The organism is Amycolatopsis sp. 2-15 (assembly GCF_030285625.1).
In the GTDB taxonomy this organism is placed as follows: domain Bacteria; phylum Actinomycetota; class Actinomycetes; order Mycobacteriales; family Pseudonocardiaceae; genus Amycolatopsis; species Amycolatopsis carbonis.
Window position 1 is genome coordinate 7,057,314 of record NZ_CP127294.1, and the last position, 13,747, is coordinate 7,071,060.

Genomic DNA, 13,747 nt, shown 5'->3' on the forward strand with positions numbered 1-13,747 from the left:
GCACGACCAAGCCCCTACTGAGACACGCTCTAAGCTTCTAACCAGGCAGAACCACCAAGATTCCACCGCGCCCTGGCCGACGGCTGGGCCTACGCCCGCCTCTACACCTCAGAACACCAACGCCGAACCGCACTCCCAGGCTGGCTCCACTTCTACAATCACCACCGACCCCACAGCGCAATCGGCAACCAGCCACCCACCAGCCGACTCACCAACCTGCCTGGACACCACAACCAGACGTTGCTGGGCGCCATCGTGCAGGTCTCGCTCGATCCGCCGACGGGCCTGGTCGGCGGCGACGGCGATACGCGCGCGAGGCGATGAGGTCGGAGTAGAGCTGGGCATTGTCGAGAGAGACAGCGAGCTGCGCGGCGATGAGCCTGACGGCGTCGAGCCGTTCCGTGGCGGACGCGGCGCGCATGAGGCGGTTCTCCAGCACCAGCACCGCCCGCAGCGCGCCGCGGCCGAGGATCGGCATGGCCAGCAACGAACAGGCACCCAGGCCGGCGATGTACGGGTCACGGGCGAAGCGGTCATCGCGGGTGGCGTCGTCGACGATCAGGATCTCAGCCGTCCGCTGGACGTAGCGCACTGCCGTCCCACCGGTATCAGCGCTGGTCGGCCGGGGCGGGAACTGGCGCGATACAGTTCGGCCGGCCCGCATCGCCTACCCGGTGGCGGCGTACTATCGCCTACCCGGTGGCGGCGTACTGTAGAACCACGAGGAGGGCGCAGCCGGAGAAATCGGCAGGGAGGCTCTCGTGGATTACGAAATATTCGACCTTGGTACCGTCCGGTTGCAAGAAGGCGCCACACTCAGCGATGCCAAGCTCGCGTACAAGACATACGGCGAGCTCAACGGTGACAAGAGCAATGCGATCGTGTACCCAACGTGGTATTCCGGGCAGCACTACGACAATGAATGGCTGATCGGCGAGGGGATGGCGCTCGATCCGGCGAGATACTTCATCATCATTCCGAATATGCTGGGCAACGGGCTTTCCTCGTCGCCGAGCAACACGCCCGCGCCGCATGACCGCGCCTCGTTTCCCCGGGTGACAATGTATGACAACGTCCAGTTCCAGCACCGGCTGGTGACCGAGCGCTTCGGCATCGCAAAACTGGAGTTGGTCACCGGCTGGTCGATGGGCGCCGGGCAGACCTACCAGTGGGCGGTCAGCTTCCCCGACATGGTCAAGCGGATCCTGCCATTCTGCGGATCGGCAAAGACCAGCCTGCACAACTTCGTGTTCCTGGAAGGGGTCAGGACGGCGCTTACCGCGGACGCGGCCTACAACGGCGGCCGGTACGACAAGCAACCCGACATCGGGCTTCGCGCCCTGGCGCGGGTCTACGCCGGGTGGGGCTTCTGCCAGCAGTTCTACCGGGAGAAGATCTACGAGCGCGAGCCACTGGGCTACGCGTCCTTGGAAGACTTCCTCGTGGCCTTCTGGGAGGGCCTGTTCCTCAAGCGCGACGCGAACAACCTACTGGGCATGCTGTGGACCTGGCAGCACGCCGACATCGGCAACACGCCGGGAAAGCGCAGCCTCGAGGACGCGCTCGGCGCGATCCGGGCGCCCGCGATCGTGATGCCGGCGCAGCAGGACCTGTACTTCCCGCCCGAGGACAACGAGTGGGAAGTCAAGCACATGCACCGGGCGGAACTGCGCGTCATCCCGGGAGCGTGGGGACATTTCGCCGGTGGCGGCCTCAACCCGGAAGACACCCGGTTCATCGACAACGGCCTGAAGGAACTGCTCGCCACGGAAGTCTGATCGGCCTGGCCTCGGCGCCGTTCCACCCGGTCCGTGTCGAGAGCAGTCCTGCGCAGTCTGGAGGTAGCATCATGACCAGCGCAGAATATGCACAACGAACCACTCCTCCGGGAAGCGCCCCGGAAGTGCCGCCGCCGCGGGTGGGTGAGCCCGCCACGACTGCCTTCGCCCCCACAGCCAGCGGGGTGCCACTCGCGCTGGCGGGGTTCGGATTCTCGCTGACGATTCTGTCGTTGGCCAACACAGGTGTCGTGGACCAGCGGACGGCCACGATGTTCGTTCCCGTCGCGATGGGCACTGGCGCGCTTGCCATGCTCGTCGGCGGGATCTGGGAGTTCCGCGGCAACAACCTGTTCGGCGCGACATTCTGTTCGGCGTATGCCTGCTTCCTGTTCACCACGGCGCTGATCGTGCAGTTCTACGCACCGATGATCACCGACACGGCGGGAGCAGCGAACTTCGGCCGCATGTTCGGCGCTTACCTGATCGTGTGGGCGTTGTTTACCGCGATGCTCGCCGTGGGGGCACGGGTGGTCAACGCACCCGCGTTCGCCGCGTTCGTGTTACTGGTCGTGGTTTACCTCCTGTTGGGCCTCGCCAACCTCGTCGGATCGGGAGCCACCGCGACCGCGCTGACCAAGGCCGGCGGCTGGGTTGGCCTCCTGGACTCCTTCGTCGCGTTCTACCTGTGCTCAGCCATCGTTCTCAACGACATCAGCGGGCGGGGCCTGCTGCCGATCTGGCCGGGCAGGCGGGCGGCGCACTCGGCCTGAGTGGACCGCGAGCGACAACTGGAACCCTCCGGTGGGCCGGTCCTGGCCGCCGAGATTTCCGCGGCGGCCAGGACATCAGCCGGAAGCGGGAGGAGACCAAGCGCCTCGCACGCGTCGCGCCGCTCGAGCTCGGCATGCCGTCCACTCGTTGACGCTCGCCCGTGTCCAGCAGTGCAGGTGGTAGGCATAGACGGTGGTCAGCCAACTGCCTGTCAACGAACAACTCGACGCCTTCCAAGAGGTGCTCTCGCGCAACGAGGTGCTGACGGAGGTGCTGTCCCGGTCGGCGTCGCTGGGATTACCCGGCTGGTATCTGACGGCGGGCTGTCTGTTCCAGACCGTCTGGAACGCGGTCACCAGCCAGGTCCCAGGTGACGGCATCAAGGACTACGACCTGTTCTACTTCGACGCCACCGATCTGTCCTGGGAGGCGGAGGATGCGGTGATCCAGTCAGCGAAGCATGTCTTCGCCGACATCCCCGTCGAGGTGGAGATCCGCAACGAGGCACGTGTCCATCTCTGGTACGAGGAGAAGTTCGGGACGCCATGTCCTGCCCACTTGTCCACCGAGGACGCGATCGACTCCTTCGCCGCGACCACGTGCTGTCTGGGGGTCCGCCTCGAACCAGGCGGGCGCTGGCGCGTCTACGCCCCGCACGGGCTGTCCGACGTGTTCAACCTCGTCGTCCGCCCGAATCCGGTGCTGGCACCGCGTGCCGTCTACGAGGCCAAGGCCAGTCGCTGGCTCCGCCAGTGGCCCGAGCTGACCGTCTTGCCCTGGCCGACAGCGGCAACCTCACCGTTGCAGTCAGCTTGACAAGTGCTGAGAAATTTCGAGTTGCGGAAGGTCGCGTTGGGAACCTGCCGGCCGTGATTGTGGATCCCCTTATGCGCACCCCTTGAGCGCAAGCGTGACTGTGACTTATATCTGTCACTTGTGACCGCTATCTCTCACCACGGGGTCCGAGTTGGTCGGCTGCCGCCCGGTGTGCCGCTTCAACCCAGCTTCGGCGGGGTGCCGGTCTGCGGTTTCGTCGAGTTCGGCGGCGAGTCGTCTTTCGTAAGGGCTGAGTGCGGCGGTGTGGCCGGGCGGTGCGGCCGACGCGTCGTTCCCCCTCGGCTATCCGACGCTCATTTCGATCCTGCTGGGTTTTCTCGGCTGTGTCCTCGGCTCGAAGCTGAGCCCGGTACCGGAGGACGACACGAAGTTCACCGAGCGGCGCGTCCGCACCGCGGCCGGTCTCGGGGCCGAGAAGGCGTGAAACGTCGTGAAGGGCGCTCCCCACAACGGGAAGAGCGCCCTTCACGGTCCTCCCGGGGTTCAGAGCGAGGCGTAGAGCGCCCGCTCGAAATCTGCGTACATCTGTAACTGCCCCGGCGGGACGAACGGCAACGACTGCGAGTAGATCGCGCCGGTGACGCCGTTGGCCGGGTCGACCCAGAAGTGCGTGTTGCACAATCCCGCCCACGCACCGCTGCCGGGTGCGCGCATGCCCGGCTCCTGGGCCGTGGTGAGCACCAGGCCCCAGCCCCACTTGAGGCCCGGGCCGAGGTCGAGCTCGTGCGTCGTAGCCGGGTCCGCGGTCGGGATGTGCGCCGGGAACTCCATCTCGCCCACCTGATTGGTGAATGCCTCGTCCACAGTGGACTGCCGGAGCACCTCGACCCCGTCGAGCGTGCCGCCGCCGAGCAGCATGCGCTGGAACTTCACGTAGTCGCGCGGCGTGGAGTAGAGCCCGTGGCCGGCGGTGTAGTACTCAGGCTCGGTGGCCAGGTCGATCTCGGTGACCGCCCACGTGCCGTCCTCACCCTGCACGTGGACGGGGACCAGGTTGGCCCGCTGCTCGGCGCTCGCGACGAACGTGGTCTCCGTCATGCCGAGCGGTCCGGTGATGTTCTCCTTGAAGTAGACGTCCAGCGGCTTGCCGGACGCGGCCTCGACGACCCGGCCGAGCCAGTCGGTGTTGATGCCGTACTCGAATTTCGTGCCGGGGTCGGCCACCATCGGCGCCTTGAAACTCGCGGTTTTGCCGGCCAGCACGTTCGGCGTGCCGGTGGCCTGCTCCCACTTGACGATGTCCGCGTTCCAGAACCAGTAGCTCAGGCCGCTCGTGTGCGTCACCAGCTGCGCGACAGTCGCACGGCTAGCGGGCGGGCGCAGCACCGGGTTTTCGCCGTCGAAGCCCTCCAGCACCTGGACATCGGCGAACTCGGGCCGGTAGGTGTCGATGGGGGCGTCGAACTCGAGCTCGCCGCGGTCGCGCAGCTGCAGCGCGGCCACGGTGCCCACCATCTTCGTCATGGACATGATCCGGAAGTGCGACTCGGCCGAGACCGGCTCCGGCGCCCCCGCGGCACGAGGTCCGGCCGCGCCTTCGTAAATGATGCCGTCCCGATCCGCCGCGACGGCGACTACGTTGGGCGCGTGCCCAGCGCCGACCGCGTCTCGTAGCACTCGGTCGATAGCCGAGGTGTCGATCGTCGAAGTCGTGCTCACCATTGAGTTCTCCTCATCACGTGGGTCTTGCCGGAACGACGGCCAGCACGATGTCGGCCTGCGTCCGGCCGCCACCAGCGTCCTCGCCCTGGGCCGACGACGCGGAGCCTGTGTGCCGCCGGCGTCGCGTTCGGCCACGTGCTCGAGCCCGGCGAACGAGAGCCGGATCGGGTCCGGCGGCCAACCGCTCCCGGAAGCGGTAGCGGTCGTCGCCGACGTGCTTGGTGAGCTCCGCACCCGGACCGGACGAGGAAGCGTCATCACCGCTTTCCCCTCGTCGCAAAACGGTACGCGCGCGCCAGCTCACACGCACCCAGCGTGGACAGCAGCCGGCGCCGGGAGGCGGGCAAGCCGTGCGGGTCCCCGGCGATGTCGACGAGCTCGCCGGCGAGCTCCGCCGCCGGTTCAGCGAGGGCACCCGCGTCGCCTCCGGCATCGCGGTGACATCAAGAGTGACCGCCCGGTCGGACACACCGAAAGCCGTCAGCACGGCCTCCTCCACCTGCCCACCGGCCACCCGGACCCGGATCACGACGCCGGCGAGCACGAAGTCGCCGTGGCGCCGGGCGACCTCGGCGAACCCGAAGCCCTCCCCGCACGCTGCAGCGGCAACCGGTCGGCGGCGCACGTCCTCAGAGCCGAGGTCGCTCCACTGCGCACCGTTGAAAAACCCGGGGTGAATAAACTCCTCACCACCGGGGGTCCGACCTCTATCGGCAAAAGGTCGGCAGCGCACTCCCACGTCACTGACGTGGCCCGCCCCGGGCCGACCGTTCGGTTACCGCGATCTCGGCGCGCAGACGCGCGGTGGTCTGCTCATCGCGGCCACCGCTGAGCTCAAGCGCCGCGCGTAGCCGCGCGGTCGCGGCGTCTGGGTCACCGAGGTCGCCCATTACCAGGGCCTGCAGTTCGAGTGCGTCGGCCCGGCCCCAGCTGTCGATGGAGGCGGTGAAGTGGGCAACAGCCTGTTCGGCGCGGGCGAGGGTACGCAGGTTTTCGCTGAACCGGCGGTGTGCCACGACCCACCAACTGCCCGTGCAGTACTAGACGCGGGCGCTGCCCCCCTTGCATCTGGAGGCGAGCGGCAATGCGTCCATTCGGGTGCAGATCAGCTCCCAACTCGTCATCGGTACCGGGTAACAGCGTTCCGCCCTCGACCCGGAGCCGCCTCAAGCACCGAGGTGCACGGCGATCACTACCGCCCTACCAGCCACCCCGACAGGCGCGGTGTCTCCGCGTCGGGCCGGTGCCCGATGTCGCCAGCAAACCGTGGGAGACCGTGGGCTGAGGTTCGCGTTTTACGGGCGGATGTCCACGGTCGAGTTCCAGGATCGGACGACGTCGTTGGGCCGGCAGCGGGAGGTCGCCGACGAGACGATCCGAGGGCACGGCGTGATCGTGGCGGAGTACTTCGACGAAGGATGTTCACGTCGGCTACCGTGGTCCGAACGGCCGGCTGCGGCACAGCTGATGGCAGCTGCGCGGCAGCCGAACCGTTTGTTCGATGCTGTCGTCATCGGGGAGTACGAGCGAGCGTTCTACGGAGATCAGTTCGGCGCGGTGCTGACCGCGCTGCGGGTGCAAGGTATCGAGCTGTGGCTCTCCGAAGCGGACGGTCCGGTAAACCTCGACGACCCCGTGCACCAAGCGCTGATGCTCCTGCTCGGGTCCCAGTCGCGTCGCGAGGTGTTGCGAGCGCGGCACCGCGTGCCGGCAGCCATGCATACGCAGACCAGCGTTCAAGGGAGGTTCCTCGGCGGCCGACCACCATATGGGTACCGCCTGGCCGATGCCGGCCCACACCCTTAACCGGGCCCACGCAAACTGGGGTCGCCGCATGCACCGCCTGGAACCCGATCCGGCAACCGCGAAGTGGGTGCGATGGATCTTCGAGCAACGAGCCGCCGAACGTAGCGTGGCCGGCATCGCCCGGGAACTGAACCAACGCGGCGTTCCATGCCCGTCGAGCGCCGATCGGGACCGGAACCGACACCGGACGAGGCACGAGTGGATCGTCCGGACCGTGGTCGGGATCCTCGAGAACCCTCGATACACCGGGCGACAGGTGTGGAACCGGCACGGCGCCAGAACAGCCGCCCCGACCCGCCACCGTGCTCTCATTCGACCGTCGGCAGCACGAGGTTGGGCGCAGGTCCTTTCGCTCGGTCGTGGTGCTCGACACCTCGACGGTGGCTGAGGTGTCACAACATTCGTCCGCCACACCGAGCAGGACGCGCGACACCGTCACCCTGCGCTCGACGCGGGCTCCCACGCGGCGACCAGGTCCAGCAGACCGGGAAACCGGGCGTCGAGGTCTTCGGTGCGCACGCGGCTGCGGCGTTCCAGCCCGTACTGCCGCTGCCGCAGGACACCGGCTTCCCGCAACGCTTTGAAGTGGTGTGTCAAGGACGACTTCGGCCGGTCCAGCTCGAACCAGCCGCAGGTGTGGTCGTAGGCCTCGCGTTCCAGCAGCAGCTTGCGCACGATCGTCAGCCGCAAGGGGTCGCTCAGCGCGCCCAGCACCGCCTCCAGCCGGAGCTCCTCACGAGCCGGCTCCGCCAGCGCGGGTGGCAGATCCGCAGGAGCGGTGTCCGGGCCGGTCATGGTCGACGTGGTCATGGACACAGTCAACACCTCAGTACGAATAAAGTCGAACTAGCGCGGGTTCCAGAGTCACACCCGCATAGTTCGACCTCATTCGTACTGGAGTTCCCATGGTCGCAGTGCGCGACACCGCACCACCCCGGGCGAGCAGTCCGTGGCTGGCCGCGTGGCCGGTCACCGCCGTGTTCGTCCTGTCCAACGCCCCCACGCCGCTGTACGTGCTGTGGCAGCACCAATTGGGCTTCTCCGCCGGCACCCTGACGGTGATCTTCGCCGCCTACATCGCCGGCCTGCTGGCCGCGCTGCTGGTGGCCGGCCGCGCCTCGGACCGGATCGGCCGCAAGCCGGTCATCCTGCCCGGCCTGGTGCTCGCGCTGGTGGGCTGCGTGCTGTTCGCCACCGCCGGCTCCGTCGAGGTGCTGGCGCTCGCGCGCTTGCTCACCGGCGTCGCGGTGGGCATCACCGTGTCGGCGGGGATGGCGGCCGTCGTGGACGTCGGCGGCCCCGAACGGGCCCGCACCGCCACCCTGGCCGCGTCCACCGCGATGGTGTTCGGCGCCGGCCTGGGACCGCTGCTGGCCGGAGCCCTGTCCGAGACCCTCCCCGCGCCGACGGTGTCGATCTTCGTCCTCGCGGCCGTGCTCCTGCTCGCAGCCGCGGTCGTGGCCGCTCGGCTGCCGCTGAGCCGCCCGAGCGGCGACGCCGGCGGCGGCTGGGTTCGCGTGCCCGCCGTGCCGCGCGCCCACCACAAGCACGTCGCACTCGGCATCGCAGTCTTCGCGCCCGGCATCACCTCGACCTCGTTCGTGCTCTCGCTCGGCCCGGCCCTGCTGGCCGACGTGCTCGGCACCGCCAGCCGGCTGCTCGCCGGCGTCACCGCGTTCGTCATGTTCGGAACCGCTACCGCCGTGCAGTTCGCGGCGAAACGGCTCGGCATCCGCGCCGTCCTGCTCGCCGGCGCCATCAGCGCCCTGGCCTGCATGGTCTCGCTCCTGGCGGCCGTGCACGCCGGCTGGATCGCGGCCATCGTCGTCACCGCGATCTTCGCCGGTGCCGCACAAGGCCTCGGCCAACTCGGCGGGTTGACGATGATCAGCACCCACATCGCCGCCCACCGGCGCGCGGAAGCCAACGCACTGCTCAACTTCGGCGGCTACATCCCCGCCGCGTTGCTCCCCGTGGCCACCGGCTACTTGAGCGACAGCCTCGGCCTCGCCACGGGAACGACCATCTTCGCCGTCGTACTCTCCCTCGCGGCGCTGGCTGCCGGGGCGCTCGTGTGGCGGCGCACCAGTACCACGCGGACGGACAGTCCCGTCGAATCAGTTCGCCGCCGGCGGCGTCGAAGCCCCGTCCGAGAGGGCCCAGCTCCCCAGCAGGTTCAGCGCTCGCTGTGACGGCGAATCGGGTTACGCGGTGTAGACGTGGAGCGTGGTGTCCGGGTCCGCGGCCGGCGTGAAGGTTTCGCAGTCGACGGTCAGGTCTCCGACCGGCGGGTGCCGCAGGCGGATCGCCCGGCAGGCGCGGTGGTGCACCCGGCGTTCGTCCCACTGCCCGAACTCGGCGCTCTGCGCACGCAGATCGGTGATCAGCGCGGCCGTGCCCCGGTCACGGCGGTCGGCGCCGATCTCCAGCCGCAGGCTCTCCAGCACCGCCCGGGCCCGAACCTCCCAGTCGACGAACAGCGAACGCGCGTCCTCGGCCAGGAACATCCACCGCGCGTAGTTGCGCTCGCCGGGCGGGACGGCCGCGAAGTCGGCGAACAGTGCCCGCGCTATCACGTTGGCGGCCAGCACGTCGGTACTCCGGCCCAGGAGGAGGGCCGGTTGGCAGTCGAACGCGGCCAGGAGCCAGTCGCGGCCCGGGCGCACGCGCTGCACCGAGGGCCGGGCCCGGTTGCCCGGGCCGGCCGGCCCGACGAGGTCCTCGAGTCAGGCCCGCCCCGCCGCGTCGAGGTTCAGCGCCTGGGCGAGCCCCTCGAGCACCGTCGGCGAGGGCACGGTGCCCTGTTCCAGCCGGGCGTAGTAGCCGGTGGAAATCCCGGCCAGCAGCGCCACTTCCTCGCGGCGAAGGCCGGGCACGCGCCGGTTCCGGGAATCCGTCGGCAATCCGAGCCGGGCCGGGTCGCACCGGCTGCGGGCGCGGCGCAGGAAATCGGCGAGTGCTCGGTTGTTCGCGGGCATGTGTCCATTGTGCACGGAAATCGCCGGCCCGCCTGGTCCTCTGAGTCCTAGGCGACAGCGTCCCGGCCCTCGCAGGGCACGAGATAGTGGTCCACAACGCCCTTTCGGTTGCCAGGCTGGGAATCGCACCGGACAACCGGCAACGGCCCCACGACCGATCCACTGGTCAAAGAGAAGAAGACCACCATGAGCTACCCCGTCTACCGGCCCGCGACTTGGTTCGTCACCGGCACTTCCCGACCTCTCGGCCTCGAATTCGTTGCCCAGCTTCTCGAACGCGGGGATAACGTCACCGCGTTCGAGAAGCTCCACCGAACGGCTCACCGGCGCCTTGCGCGACCGGGTCAACACCAAGCGCCTCCTCGCATTTGACGTCGACCTGCGCGACGGCAGCGACGTCGACCGTGTGATGCGGGAGACCACTGCCCGACTCGGCGCGCTCGACGTCGTCGTGAACAACGCGGCTACGGTTTCCTCGCTGCGGTCGAGGAGACCAGTGCCGGCGACGTCCACGACATGCTTGACGTCCGAGTGAGCGGTGTGTGGAACGTCCTCCGCTCGACTCTAGGGGGTTGTGCGCTCCTAGGGGCAGCGGCCACGGCGTGAACGTGTCCTCCATCCTCGGCCTGACCACCATGCCGGAGTGGGCGCTCTACTGCACGGGCACGTTCGCTCTGGAGGGCCTCAGCGAAGCCCTGGCCGCGGAGCTCGCCGGCTTCAAGGTGAAGGTCACCGTCGTCGAACCCGGGGCACTTCCGCACCGACTTCCTGACCACCGGCTCTCTCGCCCTGCCGGCCACGACGACCCGCGCTTCGCTCGAACACCACGGTCTTGTACAGGCGGCTCAGCCAGCGTTCGCCAGCCGCTTCTCCTCCGAGGCGACAATCTCCTCCAGCGACTTCTCGGCGACCGCGTCCGCCGGTGCGCCCAGTTGCGCGGAGATCGCCACAGCAGTCCGCGACATCGCGGCGAGCACCTGCGGAAGTCGGTCAGGAGCCAGCCGACCGCGCGGCGCCGAGACGTGGACGGCGGCTTCGATGGCGCCGGAGGCACCTGCGACCGGAGTGGCCAGGCCGATGATGCCCTCGACGCTTTCGCCGTCGCTCACGCTGTAGCCACGGGCCCGGATGATCTCCAGTTCCTTCCGGAGCTCGGTGCGGTTGGTGAGGGTGAACGGAGTGAGCTGGTCCAGCTGCGGGGTTCCGAGCACCAGCTTCTCGAGGTCGGCGTTGTAGGCGGTGATCAGCTTCCCGATGCTCGAGCCGTGCAGCGGACGCGGGCCACCGAGTTTCATGACGACCGAGAGCGTCTGCCCTGCCTCATAGCGGTCCGCATAGGTGACCGTGTTGCCGCTGCGCAGAGCGAGGTACGTGTTTTCGTTGAGCTCTTCACACAGCTCGGCCAGGTATGGCCGGCTGATCTGCCGGAGGTCGACGGCGTCGACGATGGAGAGCGCGAGCACGAGGGACCGCGGGCCGAGGTAGTACGTGCGCTGGTCCGCGATCCGCACCGCGCCGATCTGGACAGGCGTTGCTCAGCGCTCTCCACTGCTCGCAGGTCGGCCATCGCCTTGTCCGGCGCCGGATCCAAGACAGCGTGTCCTTGAACGCCGTGACGATCTTCCCACCCTTGGGAATCTTGCCCCACGGCAGCGCAGTCAGTACCTCCCAACCGCAGGCAGCGAGGTTGAAGTCCTTGATGCAGTTGTCGACGATGCCCTTCACACCGATGATCTCCTGCAGGACGTCGCCGCCGACCTGGATGGCGATGTCGACCCAGCTGCGCTTGGCCGCGGCGGCCTTCTTCGCCTCCTCGTACTCGGCTTGGTTCGCAGCGGCTGCGGCAGTTGTGATCGCAGCCGCCGCAGCGTTCGCTTGCCTTCGTTGGTGGGCTCCGCGAGTCGCTCCGGGCATGGCCCCGCCCGACAAGTTTGAAGTTGGAGGATGGCTTTGGTACGGACCAACAGTTCTTCCCGGCTCGTGGCTGACTTGAGATGGGTCTCAGTGACGAACGTGTATCGCCAGGTCCCGAACTTGACTTTGTCGCGGACGAACCGGGGCCCACTCTTCGGCTGCGCGCTGGTCCTCGAGCCCATCGGTGTCGAGCGCTTCCTCCGGTCCGACTGGCCTTCGGCGACCCAGTGGACACCGTCCTTGCCAAGGACGATGAAGTCTGACTAGTACTTCTTGCCGCTGTTGCGTTCGATCCACACACTGCTGCTGGGGTTTCGCGGTGGTGACCCTTCACCAACGGTGGTCGGACAGGCCCCCTGCTCTTCCGTCGGATGTTGCGCGCAACCTCCGACGGAAGGTCCTCAAGCGATTGCCCCGGAAACCTCAGCAGCACGACCGGCCCGGGAACCGCCCGAACCAAACGTTCGAAGCCGCCACAACAGACTTGATCCGCGTGTCGGATCGGTCCTACTCTTCAGCGTCGACGACTGCCGAGGAGGACCAAACCAATGCGAGGCGCCAACCGTAGCCGTGGCCACTTGTTGATCATCTCCGGCGCACTGGCCGCCGGTCTGCTGGCCGCGACGAGCCCGGCAGCGGAAGCGACGCCGGCACGAGAACCGCTGTACTCCCCTGGTGCTCCAGGCGCCGGGGATCCGTATTTCCCCGACATGGGCAACGGCGGCTACGACGTCAGTCACTACGACATCCGGCTGGCGTTCAACCCCGAAACCAAAGCAATCAACGCGACCACGACGATCCTCGCCACGGCCACACAGGATCTCGCCCGCTTCGACCTGGACTTCCAAGGACCGCTGAAGATCAGCAGGCTCTCGGTGGACGGCCGAAACACCACCTACAGCCGCAGAGGTGCCCAGGAGTTGGCGATCACCCCGCCGCACGGTCTACGGAAGGGTAGCTCGTTCGTCGTCTCGGTGAGCTACGCCGGCGTCCCGCAGAAGATCGACGACCCCGCGCTGGGCGTCTCCGGCTGGGTCGCCACCAAGGACGGCGCGGTCGCACTCAACCAGCCGATCGGTGCGGCGACCTACTACCCGGTGAACGACACCACCGACGACAAAGCGACCTACACCCAGACCATCACCGTCCCCACCGGACTCACGGTGCTGGCCAACGGCGAACCCGGGCCCACCACCACGCACGATCACCAGACCACCTTCCGCTGGACCATGAACCGGCCGATGGCCAGCGAGCTGAGCATGCTCGCGATCGGCAACTACGACGTCACCCGCGGCGTGGCGGCCGGCGGCCTGCCGAACATCACCGCGATCGGCAAGTCGATCGACACCAAGCCCGGTCAGGGCAAGGTGTTCAACCAGACCACGGCGCAGGTCATCCAATGGGAATCCTCGATGTACGGGCGGTACCCGTTCGACTCGACCGGCGGCATCCTCGCCGACGTCGGCGTCGACTACGCCCTCGAGACGCAGAGCCGGCCGGTCTACGACCAGAGCACCAGCGATGTCGACGGCGACCTGCTCGCCCACGAACTCGGCCACCAGTGGTTCGGCGACAGCCTCACTCCCGTGCACTGGTCGGACATCTGGCTCAACGAAGGCTTCGCGACCTACTCCGAGTGGCTCTACCAGGAGAAATTCAACAACGTCCCCGTGCAACAGACCTTCGCGAAGGCCTACGCCGACGAGAAGGACTGGAGCGGCGAAGTCGCCGACCCCGGACGTGATCACATCTTCGACGACCTGGTCTACAACCGCGGCGCGATGACACTGCAGGCGCTGCGCATGAAGATCGGCGACCGCGCCTTCTTCGAAGTGCTCACGCAGTGGCCGACCGCTCACCGATACGGCAACGTCTCGACGCGGCAATTCATCCAGTTCGTCGAGCGACTGACCCACCGCAACCTCGACTCGTTCTTCCATGCCTGGCTCTACCAAGCGGGCAAGCCGGCACTCTGACCACGTCATGGACTGCACTGAC

At 67.8% G+C, this 13,747-nt stretch carries 16 protein-coding genes and 2 pseudogenes; 11 read left to right on the forward strand and 7 right to left on the reverse strand.

Features of this window, described 5'->3' with window-relative positions; all coding sequences use genetic code 11:
• Nucleotides 1–57: 57 nt before the first annotated feature.
• Nucleotides 58–231: pseudogene (locus QRX50_RS34920) on the forward strand (integrase core domain-containing protein); the annotation flags it as partial.
• On the opposite strand, the gene QRX50_RS34925 reads toward QRX50_RS34920, so the two are convergent.
• Nucleotides 209–664, reverse strand: coding sequence for a GAF domain-containing protein (locus QRX50_RS34925; RefSeq protein WP_285967370.1), 456 nt, complete (start codon nt 662–664; stop codon nt 209–211). The pseudogene QRX50_RS34920 and the gene QRX50_RS34925 sit on opposite strands and share 23 nt — an antisense overlap.
• 97 nt (nt 665–761) lie before the next feature.
• Between QRX50_RS34925 and QRX50_RS34930 the strand changes: the two genes are divergently transcribed.
• The 4 genes from QRX50_RS34930 to QRX50_RS34945 all read left to right on the forward strand — a co-directional run bounded on the left by QRX50_RS34930 (nt 762) and on the right by QRX50_RS34945 (nt 3,813).
• Nucleotides 762–1,778: an alpha/beta fold hydrolase gene (locus QRX50_RS34930; RefSeq protein WP_285967371.1), complete on the forward strand. Its 1,017-nt coding sequence runs from the start codon at nt 762–764 to the stop codon at nt 1,776–1,778.
• Nucleotides 1,779–1,849: 71 nt separating this feature from the next.
• Nucleotides 1,850–2,551: an acetate uptake transporter gene (locus tag QRX50_RS34935; protein WP_285967372.1), complete on the forward strand. Its 702-nt coding sequence runs from the start codon at nt 1,850–1,852 to the stop codon at nt 2,549–2,551.
• A gap of 193 nt (nt 2,552–2,744) precedes the next feature.
• On the forward strand, nt 2,745–3,368 hold the full coding sequence (locus QRX50_RS34940) for a nucleotidyltransferase family protein (protein WP_285967373.1): 624 nt from the start codon (nt 2,745–2,747) through the stop codon (nt 3,366–3,368).
• Nucleotides 3,369–3,630: 262 nt separating this feature from the next.
• The gene (locus QRX50_RS34945) at nt 3,631–3,813 is read left to right on the forward strand and encodes a hypothetical protein (protein WP_285967374.1); all 183 of its coding nucleotides are present in this window, start codon (nt 3,631–3,633) and stop codon (nt 3,811–3,813) included.
• A 59-nt stretch (nt 3,814–3,872) separates the two neighbouring features.
• Here QRX50_RS34945 and QRX50_RS34950 read toward each other — a convergent pair whose 3' ends face one another.
• On the reverse strand, nt 3,873–5,051 hold the full coding sequence (locus QRX50_RS34950; protein WP_285967375.1) for a serine hydrolase domain-containing protein: 1,179 nt from the start codon (nt 5,049–5,051) through the stop codon (nt 3,873–3,875).
• A 740-nt stretch (nt 5,052–5,791) separates the two neighbouring features.
• Nucleotides 5,792–6,067 carry a hypothetical protein gene (locus QRX50_RS34955; protein ID WP_285967376.1) on the reverse strand — a complete coding sequence of 92 codons (276 nt, stop codon included), beginning with the start codon at nt 6,065–6,067 and terminating at the stop codon, nt 5,792–5,794.
• A gap of 289 nt (nt 6,068–6,356) precedes the next feature.
• Here QRX50_RS34955 and QRX50_RS34960 point away from each other — a divergent pair, with 289 nt between their 5' ends.
• Complete coding sequence (locus tag QRX50_RS34960; RefSeq protein ID WP_285967377.1) at nt 6,357–6,857, forward strand: recombinase family protein; 501 nt, start codon at nt 6,357–6,359, stop codon at nt 6,855–6,857.
• A 28-nt stretch (nt 6,858–6,885) separates the two neighbouring features.
• Entirely contained in the window at nt 6,886–7,245 is a 360-nt protein-coding gene (locus QRX50_RS34965) for a recombinase family protein (RefSeq protein ID WP_285967378.1), read from the forward strand.
• A gap of 47 nt (nt 7,246–7,292) precedes the next feature.
• Here the strand turns inward: QRX50_RS34965 and QRX50_RS34970 are convergent, their stop codons facing one another.
• Nucleotides 7,293–7,667 carry an ArsR/SmtB family transcription factor gene (locus tag QRX50_RS34970; RefSeq protein WP_285967379.1) on the reverse strand — a complete coding sequence of 125 codons (375 nt, stop codon included), beginning with the start codon at nt 7,665–7,667 and terminating at the stop codon, nt 7,293–7,295.
• Nucleotides 7,668–7,762: 95 nt separating this feature from the next.
• On the opposite strand from QRX50_RS34970, the gene QRX50_RS34975 reads away from it, so the two are divergent.
• A complete protein-coding gene (locus QRX50_RS34975) occupies nt 7,763–9,049 on the forward strand; it encodes an MFS transporter (RefSeq protein WP_285967380.1) in 1,287 nt (428 codons plus the stop codon).
• 12 nt (nt 9,050–9,061) lie between these two features.
• On the opposite strand, the gene QRX50_RS34980 is transcribed toward QRX50_RS34975, so the two are convergent.
• Both QRX50_RS34980 and QRX50_RS34985 read right to left on the reverse strand, forming a co-directional pair.
• Nucleotides 9,062–9,523, reverse strand: coding sequence for an MmyB family transcriptional regulator (locus QRX50_RS34980; protein ID WP_285967381.1), 462 nt, complete (start codon nt 9,521–9,523; stop codon nt 9,062–9,064).
• A 60-nt stretch (nt 9,524–9,583) separates the two neighbouring features.
• Nucleotides 9,584–9,835, reverse strand: a complete 252-nt coding sequence (locus tag QRX50_RS34985) for a helix-turn-helix domain-containing protein (protein ID WP_285967382.1) — start codon at nt 9,833–9,835, stop codon at nt 9,584–9,586.
• A gap of 331 nt (nt 9,836–10,166) precedes the next feature.
• Here QRX50_RS34985 and QRX50_RS49930 point away from each other — a divergent pair, with 331 nt between their 5' ends.
• Nucleotides 10,167–10,370 carry an SDR family NAD(P)-dependent oxidoreductase gene (locus QRX50_RS49930; protein WP_353074022.1) on the forward strand — a complete coding sequence of 68 codons (204 nt, stop codon included), beginning with the start codon at nt 10,167–10,169 and terminating at the stop codon, nt 10,368–10,370.
• Nucleotides 10,371–10,470: 100 nt separating this feature from the next.
• Nucleotides 10,471–10,527, forward strand: a pseudogene (locus QRX50_RS49935) (hypothetical protein); the annotation flags it as partial.
• A 153-nt stretch (nt 10,528–10,680) separates the two neighbouring features.
• Here QRX50_RS49935 and QRX50_RS34990 read toward each other — a convergent pair.
• The gene (locus QRX50_RS34990) at nt 10,681–11,346 is read right to left on the reverse strand and encodes an IclR family transcriptional regulator (protein WP_285967383.1); all 666 of its coding nucleotides are present in this window, start codon (nt 11,344–11,346) and stop codon (nt 10,681–10,683) included.
• A gap of 981 nt (nt 11,347–12,327) precedes the next feature.
• On the opposite strand from QRX50_RS34990, the gene QRX50_RS34995 reads away from it, so the two are divergent.
• On the forward strand, nt 12,328–13,725 hold the full coding sequence (locus QRX50_RS34995; protein WP_285967384.1) for a M1 family metallopeptidase: 1,398 nt from the start codon (nt 12,328–12,330) through the stop codon (nt 13,723–13,725).
• Nucleotides 13,726–13,747 lie beyond the last annotated feature (22 nt).

Coding starts and splice junctions, on each gene's coding strand:
- QRX50_RS34925 (WP_285967370.1), bottom strand. CDS start 664: ATGCGGGCCGGCCGAACTGTATCGCGCCAGTTCCCGCCCCGGCCGACC.
- QRX50_RS34935 (WP_285967372.1), top strand. CDS start 1,850: ATGACCAGCGCAGAATATGCACAACGAACCACTCCTCCGGGAAGCGCC.
- QRX50_RS34950 (WP_285967375.1), bottom strand. CDS start 5,051: ATGGTGAGCACGACTTCGACGATCGACACCTCGGCTATCGACCGAGTG.
- QRX50_RS34960 (WP_285967377.1), top strand. CDS start 6,357: ATGTCCACGGTCGAGTTCCAGGATCGGACGACGTCGTTGGGCCGGCAG.
- QRX50_RS34965 (WP_285967378.1), top strand. CDS start 6,886: ATGCACCGCCTGGAACCCGATCCGGCAACCGCGAAGTGGGTGCGATGG.
- QRX50_RS34970 (WP_285967379.1), bottom strand. CDS start 7,667: ATGACCACGTCGACCATGACCGGCCCGGACACCGCTCCTGCGGATCTG.
- QRX50_RS34975 (WP_285967380.1), top strand. CDS start 7,763: ATGGTCGCAGTGCGCGACACCGCACCACCCCGGGCGAGCAGTCCGTGG.
- QRX50_RS34985 (WP_285967382.1), bottom strand. CDS start 9,835: ATGCCCGCGAACAACCGAGCACTCGCCGATTTCCTGCGCCGCGCCCGC.